The sequence below is a fragment of the Nocardia sp. NPDC057353 genome, from assembly GCF_042667085.1.
In the GTDB taxonomy this organism is placed as follows: domain Bacteria; phylum Actinomycetota; class Actinomycetes; order Mycobacteriales; family Mycobacteriaceae; genus Nocardia.
On sequence record NZ_JBHVAK010000018.1, the window covers coordinates 1 to 18184 of the forward strand.

Genomic DNA, 18184 nt, shown 5'->3' on the forward strand with positions numbered 1-18184 from the left:
CTGGCGGCTGCATCGGGGCGCCTGCCCCGGGCCCCGGCTGCTCGCCGCAGGGGCAGACCTCTCAGAGAGCCGGGGGCGCTCAACTCCCGGTCGGCAGGTCTAGCACAGCTACTAAGTGGTTATGCGGCGGGCGATCGGGTGGTTACTTCATTCCCAGTGCGGTGCGGACGGAGTTCGCGCAGCCGTTCCTCGGTCCGGGCGGCTGCGGCTGCCCAGGCGGCGTCGCGAGCGAGCTTGCGTCCCCGTGCTTCGGCGGGTCCCGGCTGCGGCCGCGCACGGCTGCCGGTGCTGCAGCTGGCGGCGCGGTGCGCACGAGCGGCGGTTCGGCCGGCGCCGCGTCGTGGGTGCGGGGGCCGGTTCCGGTGGCGGCGGTGGCCTGGGTGCGGCCCGTTCGGGTCGGGCCAGGCGGGTGTGTTCGTCGGCGAGGGCGCAGCAATGGCGCTGCGACTGGCTGGTCCTGCCGTCTCGCTGAGCAGGTGTGCGGAGATGGGCTTGAGTACGTCGTCGCCGACCGTGAGGCCGCTATCGAACACATCAGGGGAACGTCTTTTGTGTCCCCCCTTTGATCGACTGCGCGCATGACTGGTTGTCGTGTACGAATCATGTGGCAGATTTTCGACTAGGTGAGGATACGTTGATGCGAGGTCGCGCGGTTTCTCTCGGTGTGAGCGCAATAATGGCTGTGGGCTTGATCGGCGTCGCTGGCGGTACAGCGACGGCACAACCCGACCTGGAAGCCTGCGCCATCCTCGAATCGACGATCAGAGGTCAGCTGGAAAATCTGAGCCAGGTGGACCCAGCGGTCTACCCTGAGGTCGCTCCGCAAATTCTCGCCTCGGTTCACGCTATCCGGATGAACATGGAGCAACAGGGCTGCCCTGCCGGGCCTTCGATCGAGTCGATGCTTCTGCCGCCAGCGCCGGAGCAGAAGACCTTCTACGACGCCCCTACGGGGAATCGCCGACCGCCGATTACTGAATCTTGTGAAGCACTGGCCGACTCGCTGGGATCCGGGCCAATTATCAATCCGGCAGATTTCATTATGGATCCGCTCTCCGCCGCCGTCCGCTTCACTTGCGGACAGATCGCGGGGCTGGAGGGAGATGCGGAAAAGCAACGCACAGCAGTGTGCCAGTCCTTGGAAACCCTGATCTGGTCCGTTGTTCCCCTCATTGATGTCCAACAGCTGGACCGCCTGTTCGGCAACCCGGCCACATACTGTCCCTAGAGTCGGCCTTTCGCTGGGTATCGGCCTAGCTTGATCGGCTCGGTCGACTATCGTTGCCATAAATCGAATGCGTTTTCGATTGATTGTGGACGGTTTCTAACTTATCCAAACCCGGTGTCGGGGTCTGCAGCGGCGGTCTCGTCCAGCCAATTTATCGAGGCATGAGGCGAACAGAACTCGGATCGAATGCCTTTCGGCCGCGGGGTGCTGGGTTGAGGTGGACCTCGCACAGTAAATCGACAACTGCGCGCCGAGCGGCCAAGTCGGCGCGGCCGAAGGCCTCAACGGGCGAATGGGCAAGCAGAATTTCTGATGCGGCTGTCCCAGCTGCGAGTCCGATCCGCTCGGCCTCCATGGCCGAGATTGCCGCCTCAGCTTCCCTTCTGATCTCTGCGAAGAACTCGCCGTCGATCAGCTCTGCCTTGTAGTCGGCGCGGGCTCGTTTGATCCGGTCCCGTTCGAGGTTCTCCGCGCGCACCAGGTTTTCGACGCGGCCATCGTCCTGCTGCGAGAGCAGGTTCGCGAGATCGGGCTGCGCGAGTCTGTGCTGCACGAACTGCAGCACGACTTCGTCAATCCGGTCTCGGACGCGCATGATGTGTCCGGCGCACCGGTAACGCGCCCCGTGCGCGCGTACCGGTGCACCGCAGATTCCGCAGCGATACAGCCCGGACCCGAGGTGCTTCCGCTCGGTGCCAGCGCGGTTGCTCTTCCGCCGGGGGTCGTCCAGGCGGCGCTGCACGTCGAGCCAAATGCCGTCCGCGACAATAGGCTCCCATTGACCTCGAACCGGTGCGCCGGTCTCGTCCCGAACGATCTTGCCTTCGAGCATGCTCCATCCCGCGTATCGCGGGTTGCGAAGAATCGAGAGCACCGATGTCGGGTTCCATGGCCGGCCGCTCCGGGTCGGCAACGGCGGTACCGATTTCGGAAGGTCCTGGACGGCGGTTCGGTCGCCGACCTTGCGCACGGTGGGCTCGGCGCCCGACAGCGCCGCGGCGATCGCCTTGAGCGATGACCCGTTCGCGAACGACTGGTACACCGCTCGAACAGCCTCAGCCTCGCCGGGGACGAGCTCACCGTCCAAGGTGTAGCCGGTGGCGCGAACGCCGCGCGGTGGCCGGCCTTTCGCGGCGCGCTGCTTCTGCGCGCGACTCTGCCGGGCGCCCTTCCGCTCCATCTCGGCGCGGGCGACCGCGGCCTTGATCCGGGCGTACATCCGCCCGCCGTCGGTCTGCAGGTCGGCCTCGCCGTTGGCGGTGACCAGGCGGAGGCCCTGGGACTCGGCAGCGTCGATCCAGTCCTCCAGCTGGCGTGGCTGGCGGGTGAGCCGGTCGAGGTCCCATGTGATCAGCGCGTTGAACCGGCCCGCCTGGTAGTCGGCGACCATGCGGTCGTAGTCCGGCCGCTGCTTCGCCCTGTTGAAGGCGGAGATGCTGTCGGCGTACCTTTCGACCACGGGCCATCCGCGGGCCTTCGCGATCTCCTCGCAGTCCTCGAGCTGACGTTCGACGGCGAGTCCTTCGCCGGTCTGATCGAGGCTGATCCGCAGGTAGATCGCCGCCCGAACGGGAGTCGTAGCCATGAGGTGATTCTACTGCGGGATGTAGTCGAATTCCGCTTCAACGTATAGACCGCGCCACGGGAGCGAGCGCGGCGCGTTGGGTGCCTCGCCCTGCACTTGGAGCTGTCTGCCCGGTCGCGCGCTACCGAGTGAAGTTTGTCAGCGCACTCACTTGCGATCGCGCCGAATCGCTGTCCGGCATGGCGGTGGAGCGTGCTCTCGCGAAGTGGTGAATCAGGACTTCGGTATCGGTGGAAGCCCAGGCTGCGGCGAGCTCGACTGTCCGCTCGGCGCCGAGGAGTTCGGTCATCTGCTCCGAGAGGAGATAGAGGGCAGCTACGTCGGAGTCGAGCTCGGCCTTTTCGAGGAGGTCGATTCGGCTGCTGTAGAGCAGCTTCTCGATGTCGGAATCCTGCTGGTACCAGCTGCTCAGGGTGGCGATGTCGCCCGCGTCCTTGTAGTCGAAGTTCGCGGAGCGATCAGCCCATGCCTTCAGCTTCAGCACGGCGTAACCCGCGGGCGTTGGCAGCGCTATCCTGCTTCCGCTCGGCAGTCGCAGTTCCTCTGAACGGGCGAAAACTTCTCGGAATCCGAAGACGTCGATCGGCTCTCGTCGGCCAGGCAGGTGGGTGGTACCCGCCGGATTCTCGATGCTGCCGAACGGCACCACGTCGACGGGAATTCCGGCAACGGAGTACCGGACGTCGGTCGTCCCGGAGCGCGTGAGTCTCGAGGTGATGCGGTCGTAGTCCGCGGGACTGCTCACCGCCAATGCCACATCGACGTCTTCGGTGGAGCGCACGGCATCCTTGCGGCCGAACGCCTGATGCAGCAGGTCGCGGCAGTGGGCGCCGATGAGCATGAGCGATCGCTCGTCGGCGTCGGTCAGCGACACCATTTCGGCGATGACGCGGTCGATCAGCTCCAGCGAGTCCGGTCCGATTACTTCCAGGTCAAACACGACGCGCCTTCCTGAGGGTTTCGGCGACTTCGGCTTGGCGCGGCTCCTGGGTAGCCAGGAGGTCGGCGTAGACCAGAAGGGGTGGTGCTGCGATGCCCGCGAATTCAGAGAGATCAGGCTGCTCCCAGCCGGGCGGCGTGATCCAGAACTTCCGGCGGATATCGATATTCGGCTCTTTCGATCGCCGCCACCCGCTGCGGGCGCCCACCGCGAAGTCGAAGTCCTCGACGTAGAGGGTGAGCGTCTGCGGATTTCGGATCGCCGTGACCGCCGATTCGCCGCTGATCAGGTAGCCGGGCGGTAGGGACCGGTGCGTGGGATCTCCCGCGAACGAGTGGAGGTGCAGCTTGGGTAGGAGGGATGTTCGGTAGGCGCCGGTCCAGAGGTCGAGGAGTTCGTCGCGCCGGTGCAGCGACCTGCCGATCAGGTAGCCGGAATTCCGCATGATGCCGATCGTCGACTGCGCGAGTCCGATCGAAGCTCCGGCGACTTCGGCAAGGATGCGGACCGGCGCGCCGGCGAGATCGGGCCACGCGAGGAGCGCGAAGATGACTTGCATTCTTCTCGCGCTGAAGAGGTTCGCCTCTCCGGGGACGCGCTGGTTGCGCTCGGTGGACGGTCGCCGCCCCTGAATATCGATCAGCAGAGGGCCGCGCGCGAGGTGCGCGTTTCCCGCGAGATCGGCGTAGTCGATACCAGCTCCGCGCAGCCTGTCGGCGGTGCGAACGCTGATCCGGGGACCGGTGACGAGCAGCGGCGCTTCGTCGGCGCGGCGCTCGAGCTTCGAGACCTCCGACAGGGTCGGGTGGGGGAGCCAAGCGACCCGATACTCGGCTGACGCGCCGGAACGGTCGATCGCGACCCGAACGAGGCCGTCCGTGCTCAGGCCGCGCAGCTCGAACTCGATCGGGAGCTGGGACAGCGCCCGGGACACGGCGAGTTCGACCTCGGCGCGCTGTGTTCGGTCCTGCATGATGTTCAGTTTAACTGAACATAACCGAATATTGAACGCCTGAGCTGGTTGTACTCACCCAACGGCCTTGGCGATCAACTTTCCCAACCGCTCCTCATCCGCCGCCGACAACTCGGTGATGGCGAACGACGTCGCCCACATCGACCCCTCGTCCAACGTCGCGATCCCCTCGAACCCGAACGTCGCGTACCGCGCCTTGAACTTGTCCGCCGCCTGGAAGAAGCAGAGCACCTTGCCGTCCAGGGCGTAGGCGGGCATGCCGTACCAGAGCTTGGGCACCAGTGCGGGGGCATTGGCTTTGACGAGAGCGTGGATGCGCTCGGCGATGACGCGGTCGGCGTCGGGCATCTCGGCGATCTTGGCGAGGACCTCCGGTTCGGTGTCCTTGCCGCGCTTGCGGGACTTGAGTTCGCCCGCGCGCTGCTTCATGGCGTCGCGCTCCTCGGCGGTGAAGCCGTCGTAGCTCTTGGTTTTGTCGGTCATGAGGGGCTCCTGCCTGCGGTGATCCGGTGTGGTCAACGGTAGGGGGCGGCAGGGGCGGGGGGCTTCTCGAAAACTGATCGTTTACGGCAAGCCCCGGAACTGGGGGCGTAATGCCGGTCGGAAGTTTCCGATTTCGCTGGTGTCGGGATTCCGAAAGGGGAGGCAATGAGGAAGATCTTCGGGGCGGCGGTCATGGCGGTCGGGGTGGTCGCGGCGGTGGCCGGGTGTCAGGGTGATACCGGGACGGCGGCGCCGCCGGGAACGACCGTGACGCAGGTGTCGAGCGGGACCCAGCAGCCGGGCGCCACGCAACAGCCGGGTGCCACGCAGCCAGGTGGTACGCAGCCGGGTGGCACGCAGCAACCTGGTGGGACGCAGCAGCCGGGAGGAAGCGGCCCGGGTACACCCGTGCAACCCGCGACAGCGGGCAGCGGAAGGTGCCTCGACCCAACATCACCGGTGGTCACCGCGGCCGTCGCCACCCTCGGCCGCTCCGCGAACGAGGCTCCGTTCCTCGCCGACGGCGCCAGTGACAACCCGCTGGACCAGTGCCCGCGACTCCTGTGGGCGCGGGTGACGGCGGGCGGCTCGGCGAGCTCCCCGTCGCACATCCTGTTCTTCGACCACGCCGGCTACCTGGGCACCGCGACCCAGCGGGAGACCTCCTACGCCTCGGTCACCGGCTCGACCGACGCCGCCGTCCAGGTCCAGTACCGCTGGCTCGTCGGCGACGAACCGTTCTGCTGCCCGCAGGGCGGCCCGGTCACCGTCACCTTCACCCTGAACGGAAAGACGGTGACCCCGGATCGCCCGGTGCCGAGCGAGGTCACCGACCCGTTCCAGCCCGCCACCGGCTGCCCGGTGGACATCCCCACCCTGGTGACCGCGCTCCAGGGCACGGAGGTCGAGAACCGCCTGGCGAAGCCGATCGATCTGGACGACGCGAAGTGCGCGAACGGCTGGGCATCGGCGCGCAGCAACGCGACGCAACCGGCCCGGGTGCTGTTCCGGTTCAGCGCGGACGGGTGGCGCCCGGTCGACCTCGGCAGCGCGCTCCGGTGCGCGGAGTACGGCGCACCGGAGGAGCTCTGCCGGTAGCGGCTCAGCGGCGCAGCACCGCCAGCAGTTCGTGCACGCTCACGAACGCCGGGTGCTGCGCCGTGTCGCCGCCGCCTTCGGCCCACAGCTCGACCCATTCGGAGTCCGCGCCGAGCACCCGCTCCAGCGCGCGGACGGCGAGTTCCGGTGTGCCGTCGCCGATGTCGAGCGAGCCGCCCTCGGTCAGGAAGGTCGGGCCGTAGGCGGAGGTGACGGGGGTGCCGCCGGGCAGGGTGGAGGCGACGACAGCGGCCGCGGCGACGGCGGCGCCCGCCTCGTCGTTGTCCAGGTAGCCGGTGGTGTCCGCCGCTTCGGTGAGCGCGCCGCGGAGCACGGCCTGGCGGGCGCCGGGCTCGGCGTGGTGCAGCCGCGCGCACCAGTCGGCGGCGTGGTCGTTGTCGAACGGTCCGTAATCCCAGGCGCCCATCGGTCCCTCTCTCGTGGTGTCGCGAATCACCGTAGGGCACCGGGCCGACAGGGTGTGCCCGTCGATCGCGGGGTCGTAGCGGGGCGGTTGCCGATGAAACATACGGGGCGGTCGTCCAGTGGAACCCCCGGCGAACCCCGAACGGAGCGGCCCCGGGCGGCGGTCGCGTTCGAGGGCAAGGGTCCTTGGTCCCTATCTCGGTCCAATATCGGAAGTGCTTCCATCGCCAAAACCGAAAGGTCTCTAATGCTGCCGGGAATTTGATACCGAAAGGTTTCTAATACCGTGGAGTCTGAATACCGAAAGGTATATTTTTCGGATCCGGCGGTTGCCCGGGATTATCTGCCGTTCGACGTGCGATCACTCTCGCCGGTGTGTAGCGTCTGGAATTCGTAACCTACGCAAGGAACAGGCCGGGGGATCGGTGATCGGGATCGATGGCTGCCTGCAGCGCATCATGGAGATTCCTGGTGCGCGCAGCGTGACACTGGTGGACGGGGCCAGTGGCTTGGCGATCGCAGCCGCAGGTAGACATGACCTCGTCGACGAGCACGAGGACGCCGCGGGGACCACGGACGTGGTGCGCGCGGTGCTCGGTTGCTCGGCGCTCGCGACCGACGGCGACGACGTCAGCGAGATCATCGTCTACGGCACCAGCGGATATCACCTGCTGAATCTCGTGAACGGCGATTTCGACGGACGACTTTTCGTTCACGTCCTCTTCGACGAGGAAAACGGGAACCTGGCAATGGCGCGATTCCGACTGAAGAATATTCTCACCGAAATGGCCGGCGATCCGGCATGAGCACTGATCTGGAAGTCGAACTGCGGCGGCTGGAAAAAGCGGGGAGCACCGGCGTCCTGCGCGCGAGCGACGGGGAGTTCCACCTGGCCGAGGGCGCGATCGTCTCCGCGGAGTGCCGCTGGACCACCGGGTTGGACCGGTTGGTCGTGGAGGCGGGGGTCGCCACCGAGGAGGACTGGCGCCGCGCGGGCGCGGGCGATCCGACGCCGGTGCTGGGGCGACCCCGGTTGGAAACCCTGGCGTTGCTGTCGGTCTTCGACGCCGCCTACTTCCTGCTCGCCACCGCCGAGCGCAGCGAATTCCACCCGGCGCCCGCGCACTGGCTGGCCCCGGTCTGCCACGTGCCGCCGCAGGCGCTCATGCGCGAGTGCGCGCGCCGCGGCGACCCGCGCTCGGGGCCGTGGCCCGCCGGGCTGGTCGACCGTGCCGCCGTCGTTCCGGTGCGCCGGGTCCGGCGCAGGCGCGTCGTGCTGACCGGCGGCCAGACCGAGGTGCTCGCCATCGCCGACGGCCACCGCACCATCGCCTCGATCGCGCGGTCGCTCGGGCGCACCGCCTACGGGGTGCTGGAGGCCGTGCGCGAGTTGACCGCCGCCGAGCTGATCGAGCACCCGGTGGTGCTGCCGGAGCCGCTCGTCACCGAGACCCCGACGCTCCCGGTGGCCGCGCTGACGATGACTCCGGCGCCGCTCCCGGCGCCCCCGGCGCTGCCGGTCACCGCGCTGCCCCGCCGCGTCGCCCAGCCGGTCGAGCCGCTGGCCCCGTACGACCGGCTGGAGCCGGTCGACGCCGAGGTGCTGGTCCGGCTGAAGGCGGCGCTGGAGGAGCTTCAGTGGTGACCCCGGGGAAGAAACTGCTCGGCGACCTGATGGGAAGGAAGAGCAAGGTGTCGATGTCCGGACCCGAACCCGACGCCGTGGTGCTGGCGGAGCTCAAGGCGCTGCGCGAGCGGGTGCCGCGGCTGACCGGCTCGCTGGTCGCCTCCAGCGACGGCCTGCTCGTCGCGCACGACCTGCCCCCGCACATCGAACCCTCCAGGATGGCGGCGCTCGCCGCCTCCCACCTCTCGCTCTCGCACCGGCTCGCGACCACCGCGCACGGCGGCGGGTTCCACGAGGTCGTGGTGAACGGCACCGGCGGCCACGTGGTCATCTACGCGGCAGGCTGGACCTCGCTGACCGTGCTCGCGGGCCCCGAGGTGAACGTCGGGCGGCTGCACCTGGAGAGCCGCCCCGTCGCCCGCGCCATCGCCGACCACCTGACGGCGATCACCAACGATCCCGGAAAAGACCGGGCAACGAAAACCCAGTGAAAGGAAACCTGTGTCCACCACCATGGATCTCGCCCTGAAGGACATGATGGTCATCGACGGCGCTGTCGGCGCCGCGGTGGTCGACTACAACAGCGGCATGGCGCTCGGCATGCTCGGCAGCTCCAAGGCGCTCGATCTGCAGGTCGCCGCCGCGGGGAACACCGAGGTGGTGCGGGCCAAGATGCGCACCATGGAGCAGCTCGGGCTGAACGAGGACATCGAGGACATCCTCATCACCCTGCAGGGGCAGTACCACATCATCCGCCCGATGACCGGGCGCAAGTCCAAGGGGCTCTTCCTCTACCTCGCGCTCGACCGCAACCGGGCCAACCTGGCGCTGGCGCGGCACCGGCTGCGCGGAATCGAGGAGGACCTCGAGGTCTAGCACCTCGCCGCTCGCGGAGCCCGGCCGTTTGGGCCGGGCATCGCGGGAATGAATCGGCACCCCGTGGCGCTGCAGTCGGTATATTTGAACTTTGAAATACCGACGCCCGAGGTGACCCGTGACCACGTCCCGCCTGCTCGATCCGTCGGCGTCGCGCACCGCGGCGGCCGACGCGCTCGTTCCCGCCGCGCACCCGTTCGCCGGACACCTGCGCTACGCCGCGGGCCACACCGAACCGCACCGCGCGTGGATGCCTGGCGACGATCCGCTGCCCGCGCTCTACCTCAGCCACGGCGCACCACCGCTGCTCGAGGACACCCCGTGGATGCGGCAGCTGCACGGCTGGGCCCGCGCCCTGCCGAAGCCGCGGGCGATCCTGATCGTCAGCGCGCACTGGGAGTCGGACGCCGTCGGCATCACCAGCACGGCCCCGACCGAGCTGGTCTACGACTTCGGCGGCTTCCACCCGCTCTACTACCGGATGCGGTACGACACCCCGGACCCCGGCGCGCTCGCCGAACGGCTGCGGGCGGTGCTGCCGGACAGCACGCACGTCTTCGAGCACCGCGGCCGCGGGCTGGACCACGGCGCCTGGATCCCGCTCAAGGTCATGTACCCGGAGGCGGACATCCCGGTGCTGCAGCTCAGCCTGCCCACCGCGGACCCGGCCGGGCTGCTCGCGCTCGGCGAGCGGCTGCGCGCGCTGCGCGCCGACGGCGTGCTCGTCATCGGCTCCGGCTACATGACGCACGGCCTGCCCTACGTGGACTGGGCGCACCCGGAGCGGGTGCCCGGCTGGTCGCGGGAGTTCGACGAGTGGGCGGCGACCGCGCTCGCCGCCGGTGACCTGGCCGAGCTCACCGACTACCGGCGCCGGGCGCCCGCACTGGCCTACGCGCACCCGACGGTGGAACACTTCACACCGCTGTTCGTCACGCTCGGCGCCGCGACCGACCCGGCCGCCGCGGCCACCACCGTGATCGACGGCTTCGCCATGGGCCTGGCCAAGAGGTCGGTCCAGACCGCCTGAGACGAGGTGCCCGTGACCGACCCCCGCTGGCTGGACGACCGCGAGATGGCGGCCTGGATGCCGCTGATCAAGCTCATCCACCTGCTCCCGCAGGCGCTGGACCGGCAGCTCCGCGACGAGGTCGGGATCGGGCACAGCTACTACTCGATGCTCGCCTCGCTCTCCGACGCGCCCGAGCGCACCATGCCGATGGGCGAGCTGGCCCGCTACACCGCGACCAGCCCGTCCCGGCTCAGCCACGCCATCTCGGTCATGGAGGAGCGCGGCTGGGTGGAGCGCAGGCCGTCGCCGTCGGACCGGCGCATCCAGTACGCCACCCTCACCGCCACCGGGCTCGACGTGCTGCGCGAGGTCGCGCCGCGGCACGTCGCCGAGGTGCGCAGGCTGATCTTCGACCGGCTCACCCCGGAACAGGTGGACCACCTCCGCGACCTGGGTACCGCGTTGCTCGACGGGCTCGACGGCGCCGGAGCGGCCGGGCGCTGAACGCACTCCGTCCGCGACCGAACCCCGGCGAACGCGAACCGGCCCGCGAATTCGATTCGCGGGCCGGTTCTTCCGTGCGGGGTCAGTTGCCGAGCGTGAGCAGCTTCTGGAAGAAGGTGCGGTAGTCGCGCAGCGCCTGGCGCAGGTTCTCGGTGTCGCTGTCGGTGCCGCGGGACCAGCGGCCCTGCAGCTGCTGCTGGTGTTCGGTCCAGCGCGCGGTGATCTGCTCCAGTGTCTCGGCGACGAGCAGGTCCGCCCTGGTGACGGCGTCGTGCGGGTTGTCGACGAAGGAGCCCTGAACCTCCTTCCAGCGGGTCTCGAGGACGTCGAGCAGGTCGCGGTCGAAGAGCGGCCGGTCGGTGTCGGCGGACTCGGGGGTGGTCGCGGTGGTGGCGGGGACGGCGGGTTCCCGGGAGACGGTGGCCGAGTGCGGCTCCGCGTCGTGGGCCTGCGTGGTGTCGTGGGTCGTCGCCGCGGTACCGGAGTCCGTAGGGCCCGCGGTGATCGTCGGTTTGCCGGAGAGGCCGTCCGCGGTCGCCGCGTCCTCCGTCGCCACGGTGTGCGACTTGTCGTGCGCTCGGTCTGCGGTGTCGTCGGCCGGATCGTGCGCGGAGCCGGTCGACGAGTGCGTTCCGCCTGCGTGCGGCTCGGTCGCGGTGTGCGTCCCGTCGGTCCCCGGATCGGTCGGCGCGTGCCGCGCCTCGGTGCCGAGATCGTCCACCCGCTGCGCCGAAGGCTCGGTGACCGCGGTGTTCTCGCCGGGCGCACCCGGCCCGCCGCTGATCCGGACCTGGTCCCTGGAGCGGTCGCGGGTGCTGTTCTGGTCGGTGCTCATGCGTTCACGTCCTTGGTGCTGTAGTGGCCATCGTCGAGCAGGTCGCGGAAGATTTCGCGGAAGTGCACGATGGCGGTGCGCTGGTCCTCGGTGGAGGCGTCGCGGCCCGCGATCTCGTGGCCCTTCCGGTAGTGCTCGAGCACCGCGGTGTGCCGCACCGAGAGGTGCGCGGCCTGCTCCTCGTAATCGCCGGTGGGGTAGCCGCGTTCGGCCATCACCTCGGTGACCAGGCGGTCCGCCTCGCGCACCGCGGCGGCGGGGTCGTCGACGAACTGTTCCTGCACGCCGTTCCAGCGCTCCGAGTACCGCGCGGTGCGCGCCGGATCCAGCGGGCGCAGTTCGAGTTCCGCGTGCTTGCGCTCGCGGTCGAGTAGTTCGTGCTCACCGCTGCGCTTGTCCGGGGCCGCGGTCACCACGCGGTCGTACTCCGGGCCGAATCTGCGCTTCAGCTTGTTGCTCCGCAGCGTGGGGCGCACGAGTAGGGCGATCCCGACCGCCGCGATGATCACCACGAGCACCACGATGGCCAACACTCCAGCAGACACCCGATTCCTCCTTCGCCGAACCCGATGTGTCGCAAACGGGAATGCCTCGCTCGCGCGATCCGAAACGGTGGTGTCCGCGGCGGATCCGATGCGGGCGGCGAGTTTTCGCCGGGCGGCGGAGAATTTACGGTCGCGGCCCCGCTTCGGCGATCGATTCGGCAGCGGGGCGCGGCCACGGATTCTCCTCGCGCGCCTCGATGTCCCGGTTGAACCGGGAGATCAGCGCGCCCAGCTGGGCCAGGTCCGGTTCGGACCACTCGGAGACCACCGAGCGCAGCCCCTCCCGCCCGAGCGCGCGGTCGGCGGCGAGCAGCGCCAGCCCCTTGGCGCTGGCCTGCACCTTGCGCGCCACCCCGCCGTCCGGGTCCGGCACCCGCACCACGAGCTGCTGCCGCGACATCGCGGCCACCTGGCGGTTCAGCGTGGAAATGTCGAGCCGGAACGCCTCGGCGAGCTCGCGCAGGCTGAGCGCGTGCTCCAGCTCCAGCCGGGTCAGGATGAGAAAGGCGGAGCGCTCGAGCTGGTGCCCGGCGCGCCGCGGCGTCGCCCCGGTGTAGTGCCTGGAGAGCAGGGTGAGCTCGAACGCGAGCCTTCCGAGCGCATCGAACTCGTACTCGCCTGCACCGGAATCGGACATTCGACCACTATGTCCCGCGGCACCCGCCAGCGGCAAATTGTGCACGATGCACATGGTGTGTACCGTGCACATGTGAGTATCACCGCCGAACCGGGCACCGAGTCCGCGAGCGACGAGCGGCGCCTGCCGTCGCCCGCCGTCCTGATCGCCACGCTGAGCATGGTCGGCGTCGTGGTCTCGCTCATGCAGACCCTGGTCATCCCGATCGTCCCGCTGCTGCCCGAGCTGCTCGGCACCTCGGCCACCAATGCCTCCTGGGTCATCACCGCGACGCTGCTGGCGGGCGCGGTGGCGATGCCGATCAGCGGCAGGCTCGGCGACATGTTCGGCAAGCGCCGGATCCTGCTGGTCTCGCTGCTGCTGCTGGTGGCAGGCTCGCTGGTCTGCGCGCTCGCCTCCTCGCTGGCCCCGGAGATCGTCGGCCGGGCGCTGCAGGGCGCGGCCACCGGCGCCATCCCGCTCGGGATCAGCATCATGCGCGACGAGCTGCCGCCGCACCGGGTCGGCTCGGCCATCGCGGTGATGAGCGCGACGCTCGGCGTCGGCGGCGCCGTCGGGCTGCCGCTGGCCGCGGTGATCGCGCAGAACGCGGACTGGCACGTGCTGTTCTGGACCTCCGCCGGGCTCGGCGCGCTCTGCGCGGCGCTGGTGTTCCTGCTGGTCCCGGAGTCCGCGGTGCGCACGCCCGCGCCCTTCGACTTCCTCGGCGCGCTCGGGCTCAGCGTCACCCTGGTCGCGCTGCTGGTCGCCATCACCAAGGGCACCGACTGGGGCTGGACCAGCGGCAGCACCCTCGGGCTGCTCGCGCTCGCAGTGGTCGCCGGGCTCGTCTTCGGCTGGTACGAGCTGCGCAGGAAAGCGCCGCTGGTCGACCTGCGGGTCTCAGCCCGCCCCCGGGTGCTGCTCACCAACCTGGCCTCGATCGCCGTCGGCTTCGCGCTCTACGGCATGTCGCTGACCTTCCCGCAGCTGCTCATGGCGCCGGAGGCCACCGGCCACGGCTTCGGCCTCTCAATGGTCGCGGCCGGGCTGGCGCTGGCGCCGGGCGGGCTGATGATGCTGCTGCTCTCGCCGGTCTCGGCGCGGATCTCGGCGGCGCGCACCCCCAAGCTGACGCTCGGGTTCGGTGCCACGGTGGTCGGGCTCGGCTACCTGAGCGCGGCGGTCTGGATGGGCGCGGTCTGGCAGATCGTGCTGGCCGCGAGCATCGTGGCGGCGGGCGTCGGGCTGGCCTACGCGGCCATGCCCGCGCTGATCATGGGCGCGGTGCCGATCAGCGAGACCGGCGCCGCCAACGGCCTGAACGCGCTCATGCGCGCCATCGGCACCTCCACCTCGGCGGCGGTCATGAGCGTGGTGCTCGCGCACATGACGATGGACCTCGGCGGGCACCGGCTGCCGTCGAAGGACGGCTTCCTGCTGACCTTCTACATCTCGGTCGCCGCCGCCGTGGTCGCGGTGCTGATCACCGTCTGCATCCCGATGAAGCGCACCGCGGACGCCGCTACTCCTTCGTGACGAAGCCCTGCTCGACCATCCAGTCCCGGGCCACCTCGGCGGGCTCCCTGCCCTCCACGTCGACGAGCCGGTTCAGCTCGGTCACCGTCTCGTTGGTGAGCAGCTCCGTGATCGGCTCCAGCACGGTGATCACCGCCGGGTGCTCGGCGGCGTAGGCGTCGCTGAGCACCAGCGCGGCGTTGTACTTGGGGAAGAAGGCGCGGTCGTCCTCGAGCAGCAGCAGGTCGAGCGCCGGGATCCGGCCGTCGGTGGCGGCCACCGAGCCGAATCGGCAGGAGGAGCCGTCGGCGACCGCGTTGAAGACCACCGCGTCCTGCACGATCTGCTTGGGCGCGCTGCCGTTGTCGATGCCGTAGGCGCGGGCCATGCCGGGGTAGCCGTCCTGCCGGACATTGAACTCGGTGCCGACGCAGGTCACCGCGGCGCCGGGGTCGGAGTTCAGCAGCTTCGCGTAGTCGGAGAGGCTGCGCACCCCGGTCTGCTCCGCGTAGGCGGCGCTGGTGACCAGCGCGTAGGTGTTGTTCACCGGGGCCATGGCGGCCCAGCGCATGCCGTTGGCGGCGAGGTCGGCGTCGCGCACCGCCTCGAACTGCCCCTGCGAGTCCGGGATCGGCTTCTCGTTGCCGAGGTAGTTGATCCAGCCGGTGCCGGTGTAGTCGAAGGCGATGTCGATCTGGTCGTTGAGCTGGGAGTCGCGCAGGCTGTTCGAGCCCTGGATATTGGTGAGGTCGCGGACCTCCATGCCCGCCGCGGTGAGCGCGAACTCGATGATGTAGCCGAGGATGAGCTGCTCGGTGAAGTCCTTGGAGCCCACGGTGACCGCGACCCCCTCCAGCTCCGGCACCGGCTGGATGCTGCCCGGCCCGACGCTCAGCGGCACCGCGCCGCCGGACTCCAGCCCGCACCCGGTCAGCGCCACGACCGCCGCGAACAGCAGCGCCGCTCCGCGCCTGCGACAGCAGCCCGCCGTCATCGCAGGCCCTTGGGCCCCAGGTACTGCTCGGCCAGCGCGCCGAGCCAATCCACCAGCAGCGCCAGCGCGACCGCGAGCACCGCGCCGAGCACCAGGGTGACGTTGTCGCGCAGCTTGTAGCCGGTGTCGATGAGGATGCCGAGCCCGCCCGCGCTGACCAGGAAGGAGAGCGTGGCGGTGCCGACCGCGAGCACCAGCGAGGTGCGCAACCCGGCCAGGATGTACGGGATGGCGAGCGGGAACTCGATGCGCCGCAGCACCGCCCACTGCGACATGCCCTGCCCGCGGCCCGCGTCGATCACCGCGGGGTCCACCTGCTGGTAGCCGAGGATGGTGTTCCGCAGTACCGGCAGCAGCGAGTAGAACGCGATCGGCGCGACCCCGATCCAGAACCCGGTGGTGCTGGTGACCAGGTAGAACAGCACGATCAGGCCGATCGCGGGCGCGGCGGCGCCGACATTGGCGATGCCGACGAAGACCGGGGCCAGCCTGCGCCAGCCCGGCCGGGTGACCAGGGTGCCGATCGGCACCGCCAGCGCGACCACGATCAGCACGACGGTCGCGGTGATCAGGATGTGCTGCCAGGTCACGGTGGCGACATTGGAGACATTGACGCTGGCCTCCTGGGTCGCGGTGAGATCCCGATTGAAGGCCCAGATCAGCACCCCCGCGACCAGGACCGCGACCAGCAGCGGCTGGGCCAGCAGCCGCAGCCGCTCGGCCCTGCGCTCCGCGCCGGTGGAGACCGCGGTGCTCACGATGGCTCCGAACTGCCACCGGCCGGCCTGCCGGTGCCGCCGTCGCCCTTCGCGGGTTCGGCCGCGCCCGTGCTGTCCGCCGCGTCGCTCGCGGTGCCGCCCGCCGCGGGCGCGCTGCCCGCGGTTGGCTCGGCGGCGTCGCCGGGCGCGTTGCCCGCGGGGACCTTCGCGGCCTCGTGCTCCGGCGACTCCACCGCGTGCCGCACCGTGGCCAGGTGCGAGACCAGGGTGTCGACCGCGATGGTGCCGAGGTACTCGTTCCGGTCGCCGGTGACGATCGCGGTCGCGGTCGGCTCGGCGAGCAGCGCCTCCAGCGCGTCCTGCAGCGTCGAGCGCCGCGCGACCCAGTCCGCCACCGGGGTGCCGACCGAGGCGAGCGAGGCGGCCCGGTTCAGCTGGTCGGCGGTGACCCAGCGCAGCGGCCTGCGCCTGGTGTCGAGCACGAGCGCCGCCGGGTCCCCGCTGCGGTCGAGTTCGGCGCGCAGCGCGGCGATGTCGTCGGTCTCCAGCGCCGCGGGGGTCGGGTGCAGCTCGATGTCGGCCACCCGGGTGAGCGTGAGCTGCCGCAGCCCGGCGCCCGCGCCGACGAAGCCCGCCACGGTCTCGTCGGCGGGCGCGGCCAGGATGGCCTCCGGGGTGTCGTACTGCAGGATGCGGGACTGGTTGCCGAGCACCGCGATCCGGTCGCCCAGCTTGACCGCCTCGGCGAAGTCGTGGGTGACGAAGACGATGGTCTTGTGCAGCTCGGACTGCAGCCGCAGCAGCTCGTCCTGCAGGAACCCACGGGTGATCGGGTCGACCGCGCCGAACGGCTCGTCCATGAGCAGCACCGGCGGGTCGGCGGCGAGCGCGCGGGCCACTCCGACGCGCTGCTGCTGCCCGCCGGAGAGCTGGCGCGGGTAGCGGTCGCGGAAGGTCGCGGGCTCCAGCCCGACCAGGTCGAGCATCTCCTCGACCCGAGCCGTGATCCGCTTCTTGTCCCAGCCGAGCAGCCCGGGCACGGTGGCGATGTTCCTGGCGACGGTGAGGTGCGGGAAGAGCCCGGACTGCTGGATGGCGTAGCCGATCTTGCGGCGCAGCTGGTCGCCGTTGATGCTCTGCGCGTCCTCGCCGCCGATGGTGATCTTCCCCGAGGTGGGCTCGATCAGCCGGTTGATCATCCGCATGGTGGTGGTCTTGCCGCAGCCGGACGGGCCGACGAAGACCACGATCTCGCCGGGCGGCAGCGTCATCGACACATTGTCGACGGCGGGCTTCTCGGTGCCGGGGTACCGCTTGGTCACGGAGTCGAGGACGATCTCGACGCCGGAGACCGCGTCGGTGCCCACGGACTTGCGGAGGTCGGAGTCGGTCACGTCGTTCCCCTCGAGATGGTGAGTCGTCCGACGAGGACGAGGATCCCGTCGAGCAGCAGGGCCAGGATCACGATCAGCACGGTGCCGGTGAGCGCCATCGGCACCGCGGTCGGGCTGCCGAGCCTGGCCAGCCCGGAGAAGATCAGGTTGCCGAGGCCGGGGCCCTTGGCGTACGCCGCGATGGCGAGGATCCCCATGATCATCTGGGTGCTGACCCGCATGCCCGCGAGAATGGCGGGCCAGGCCAATGGCAGCTCGATCCGGGTGAGGACCCCCATCGAGCTCATCCCGACGCCGCGCGCCGCGTCGGTCACCGCGGGATCCACCGACGCCAGCCCGACGATCGTGTTGCGCAGGATCGGCAGCAGCGCGTAGAGCACCAGCGCGATCACGGTGGGCACGACGCCGAGGCCGAAGATCGGGATCAGCAGCCCGAGCAGCGCGAAGGACGGGATGGTGAGGACCGCGCTGGCCAGCGCGGTCGCCACCGAGGAACCGAACGGGCTGCGATACACCAGGATCCCGATCAGCACGGCGATCAGGGTGGCCAGGAACACCGACTGCACCACCGCCGAGACATGCAGATAGGAATCGGTGAGCAGCTGCTCGCGCCGGTTCACCACGAAGGTCCACAACGTGTCCAGGGTTACCTCCCACGGCCCGGGTTCGGGAAGCAGACTAACCCCTCCGACCCCGCCGAGCGGGTGGTTTCCCGCCGCTCGGAGCGTCGCGGCCGAGGTCGGCGGCGCGCGGCGGGTTCCGATCACCGTGCGGAAATCTCTTGCCGCCCAACCTGTGTGGCGCAAGCCGG

The 18184-nt window shown here is 69.8% G+C and carries 21 protein-coding genes; 9 read left to right on the forward strand and 12 right to left on the reverse strand.

Annotated elements, in window-relative coordinates; all coding sequences use genetic code 11:
- The first annotated feature begins 682 nt into the window (after positions 1-682).
- The gene (locus tag ACFUUZ_RS11755; RefSeq protein ID WP_378695146.1) at positions 683-1228 is read left to right on the forward strand and encodes a hypothetical protein; all 546 of its coding nucleotides are present in this window, start codon (positions 683-685) and stop codon (positions 1226-1228) included.
- Between the two features lie 151 nt (positions 1229-1379).
- Here ACFUUZ_RS11755 and ACFUUZ_RS11760 read toward each other — a convergent pair whose 3' ends face one another.
- The 4 genes from ACFUUZ_RS11760 to ACFUUZ_RS11775 all read right to left on the reverse strand — a co-directional run bounded on the left by ACFUUZ_RS11760 (position 1380) and on the right by ACFUUZ_RS11775 (position 5209).
- Complete coding sequence (locus ACFUUZ_RS11760) at positions 1380-2813, reverse strand: recombinase family protein (protein ID WP_378695148.1); 1434 nt, start codon at positions 2811-2813, stop codon at positions 1380-1382.
- A gap of 121 nt (positions 2814-2934) precedes the next feature.
- A complete protein-coding gene (locus tag ACFUUZ_RS11765; RefSeq protein WP_378695150.1) occupies positions 2935-3753 on the reverse strand; it encodes a hypothetical protein in 819 nt (272 codons plus the stop codon).
- The gene (locus tag ACFUUZ_RS11770) at positions 3746-4726 is read right to left on the reverse strand and encodes a type IV toxin-antitoxin system AbiEi family antitoxin (protein ID WP_378695152.1); all 981 of its coding nucleotides are present in this window, start codon (positions 4724-4726) and stop codon (positions 3746-3748) included. The genes ACFUUZ_RS11765 and ACFUUZ_RS11770 overlap by 8 nt, the downstream gene beginning before the upstream one ends.
- A 54-nt stretch (positions 4727-4780) precedes the next feature.
- Positions 4781-5209 carry an iron chaperone gene (locus ACFUUZ_RS11775; RefSeq protein ID WP_378695154.1) on the reverse strand — a complete coding sequence of 143 codons (429 nt, stop codon included), beginning with the start codon at positions 5207-5209 and terminating at the stop codon, positions 4781-4783.
- 459 nt (positions 5210-5668) lie between these two features.
- On the opposite strand from ACFUUZ_RS11775, the gene ACFUUZ_RS11780 reads away from it, so the two are divergent.
- Positions 5669-6307: an LppP/LprE family lipoprotein gene (locus tag ACFUUZ_RS11780; RefSeq protein ID WP_378695156.1), complete on the forward strand. Its 639-nt coding sequence runs from the start codon at positions 5669-5671 to the stop codon at positions 6305-6307.
- A 4-nt stretch (positions 6308-6311) separates the two neighbouring features.
- Here ACFUUZ_RS11780 and ACFUUZ_RS11785 read toward each other — a convergent pair whose 3' ends face one another.
- On the reverse strand, positions 6312-6734 hold the full coding sequence (locus ACFUUZ_RS11785; RefSeq protein WP_378695158.1) for a DUF4259 domain-containing protein: 423 nt from the start codon (positions 6732-6734) through the stop codon (positions 6312-6314).
- A gap of 424 nt (positions 6735-7158) precedes the next feature.
- Here ACFUUZ_RS11785 and ACFUUZ_RS11790 point away from each other — a divergent pair, with 424 nt between their 5' ends.
- The 6 genes from ACFUUZ_RS11790 (at position 7159) to ACFUUZ_RS11815 (ending at position 10752) form a co-directional block, all read left to right on the forward strand.
- Positions 7159-7539: a hypothetical protein gene (locus ACFUUZ_RS11790; protein ID WP_378695160.1), complete on the forward strand. Its 381-nt coding sequence runs from the start codon at positions 7159-7161 to the stop codon at positions 7537-7539.
- Positions 7536-8378 (forward strand): hypothetical protein, encoded by an 843-nt coding sequence (locus ACFUUZ_RS11795; protein WP_378695162.1) that lies wholly within the window; start codon positions 7536-7538, stop codon positions 8376-8378. The genes ACFUUZ_RS11790 and ACFUUZ_RS11795 overlap by 4 nt, the downstream gene beginning before the upstream one ends.
- The gene (locus ACFUUZ_RS11800) at positions 8375-8851 is read left to right on the forward strand and encodes a roadblock/LC7 domain-containing protein (protein ID WP_378695164.1); all 477 of its coding nucleotides are present in this window, start codon (positions 8375-8377) and stop codon (positions 8849-8851) included. The genes ACFUUZ_RS11795 and ACFUUZ_RS11800 overlap by 4 nt, the downstream gene beginning before the upstream one ends.
- A 22-nt stretch (positions 8852-8873) precedes the next feature.
- A complete protein-coding gene (locus ACFUUZ_RS11805) occupies positions 8874-9236 on the forward strand; it encodes a hypothetical protein (protein ID WP_357025549.1) in 363 nt (120 codons plus the stop codon).
- Between the two features lie 250 nt (positions 9237-9486).
- Entirely contained in the window at positions 9487-10266 is a 780-nt protein-coding gene (locus tag ACFUUZ_RS11810; protein ID WP_378695336.1) for a dioxygenase, read from the forward strand.
- A 12-nt stretch (positions 10267-10278) separates the two neighbouring features.
- Positions 10279-10752 carry a MarR family winged helix-turn-helix transcriptional regulator gene (locus ACFUUZ_RS11815; RefSeq protein ID WP_378695166.1) on the forward strand — a complete coding sequence of 158 codons (474 nt, stop codon included), beginning with the start codon at positions 10279-10281 and terminating at the stop codon, positions 10750-10752.
- An 82-nt stretch (positions 10753-10834) separates the two neighbouring features.
- Here ACFUUZ_RS11815 and ACFUUZ_RS11820 read toward each other — a convergent pair whose 3' ends face one another.
- From ACFUUZ_RS11820 to ACFUUZ_RS11830, 3 genes are all read right to left on the reverse strand, one after another.
- The gene (locus ACFUUZ_RS11820; RefSeq protein ID WP_378695168.1) at positions 10835-11587 is read right to left on the reverse strand and encodes a hypothetical protein; all 753 of its coding nucleotides are present in this window, start codon (positions 11585-11587) and stop codon (positions 10835-10837) included.
- A complete protein-coding gene (locus ACFUUZ_RS11825) occupies positions 11584-12132 on the reverse strand; it encodes a hypothetical protein (RefSeq protein ID WP_378695170.1) in 549 nt (182 codons plus the stop codon). The genes ACFUUZ_RS11820 and ACFUUZ_RS11825 overlap by 4 nt, the downstream gene beginning before the upstream one ends.
- 124 nt (positions 12133-12256) lie before the next feature.
- Positions 12257-12769 carry a MarR family winged helix-turn-helix transcriptional regulator gene (locus ACFUUZ_RS11830; protein WP_378695172.1) on the reverse strand — a complete coding sequence of 171 codons (513 nt, stop codon included), beginning with the start codon at positions 12767-12769 and terminating at the stop codon, positions 12257-12259.
- 159 nt (positions 12770-12928) lie between these two features.
- Here ACFUUZ_RS11830 and ACFUUZ_RS11835 point away from each other — a divergent pair, with 159 nt between their 5' ends.
- Positions 12929-14287 carry an MFS transporter gene (locus ACFUUZ_RS11835; RefSeq protein ID WP_378695338.1) on the forward strand — a complete coding sequence of 453 codons (1359 nt, stop codon included), beginning with the start codon at positions 12929-12931 and terminating at the stop codon, positions 14285-14287.
- Here ACFUUZ_RS11835 and ACFUUZ_RS11840 read toward each other — a convergent pair.
- From ACFUUZ_RS11840 to ACFUUZ_RS11855, 4 genes are read right to left on the reverse strand one after another with little or no spacing between them, the layout of a single operon-like run.
- Entirely contained in the window at positions 14274-15260 is a 987-nt protein-coding gene (locus ACFUUZ_RS11840) for a glycine betaine ABC transporter substrate-binding protein (RefSeq protein WP_378695174.1), read from the reverse strand. The two genes, ACFUUZ_RS11835 and ACFUUZ_RS11840, sit on opposite strands and share 14 nt — an antisense overlap.
- Positions 15257-16018 carry an ABC transporter permease gene (locus ACFUUZ_RS11845; RefSeq protein ID WP_378695176.1) on the reverse strand — a complete coding sequence of 254 codons (762 nt, stop codon included), beginning with the start codon at positions 16016-16018 and terminating at the stop codon, positions 15257-15259. Before ACFUUZ_RS11845 ends, ACFUUZ_RS11840 begins: the two co-directional genes overlap by 4 nt.
- Positions 16015-17373 carry an ABC transporter ATP-binding protein gene (locus ACFUUZ_RS11850; protein ID WP_378695178.1) on the reverse strand — a complete coding sequence of 453 codons (1359 nt, stop codon included), beginning with the start codon at positions 17371-17373 and terminating at the stop codon, positions 16015-16017. The genes ACFUUZ_RS11845 and ACFUUZ_RS11850 overlap by 4 nt, the downstream gene beginning before the upstream one ends.
- Complete coding sequence (locus ACFUUZ_RS11855) at positions 17370-18017, reverse strand: ABC transporter permease (RefSeq protein ID WP_378695340.1); 648 nt, start codon at positions 18015-18017, stop codon at positions 17370-17372. Before ACFUUZ_RS11855 ends, ACFUUZ_RS11850 begins: the two co-directional genes overlap by 4 nt.
- Positions 18018-18184 lie beyond the last annotated feature (167 nt).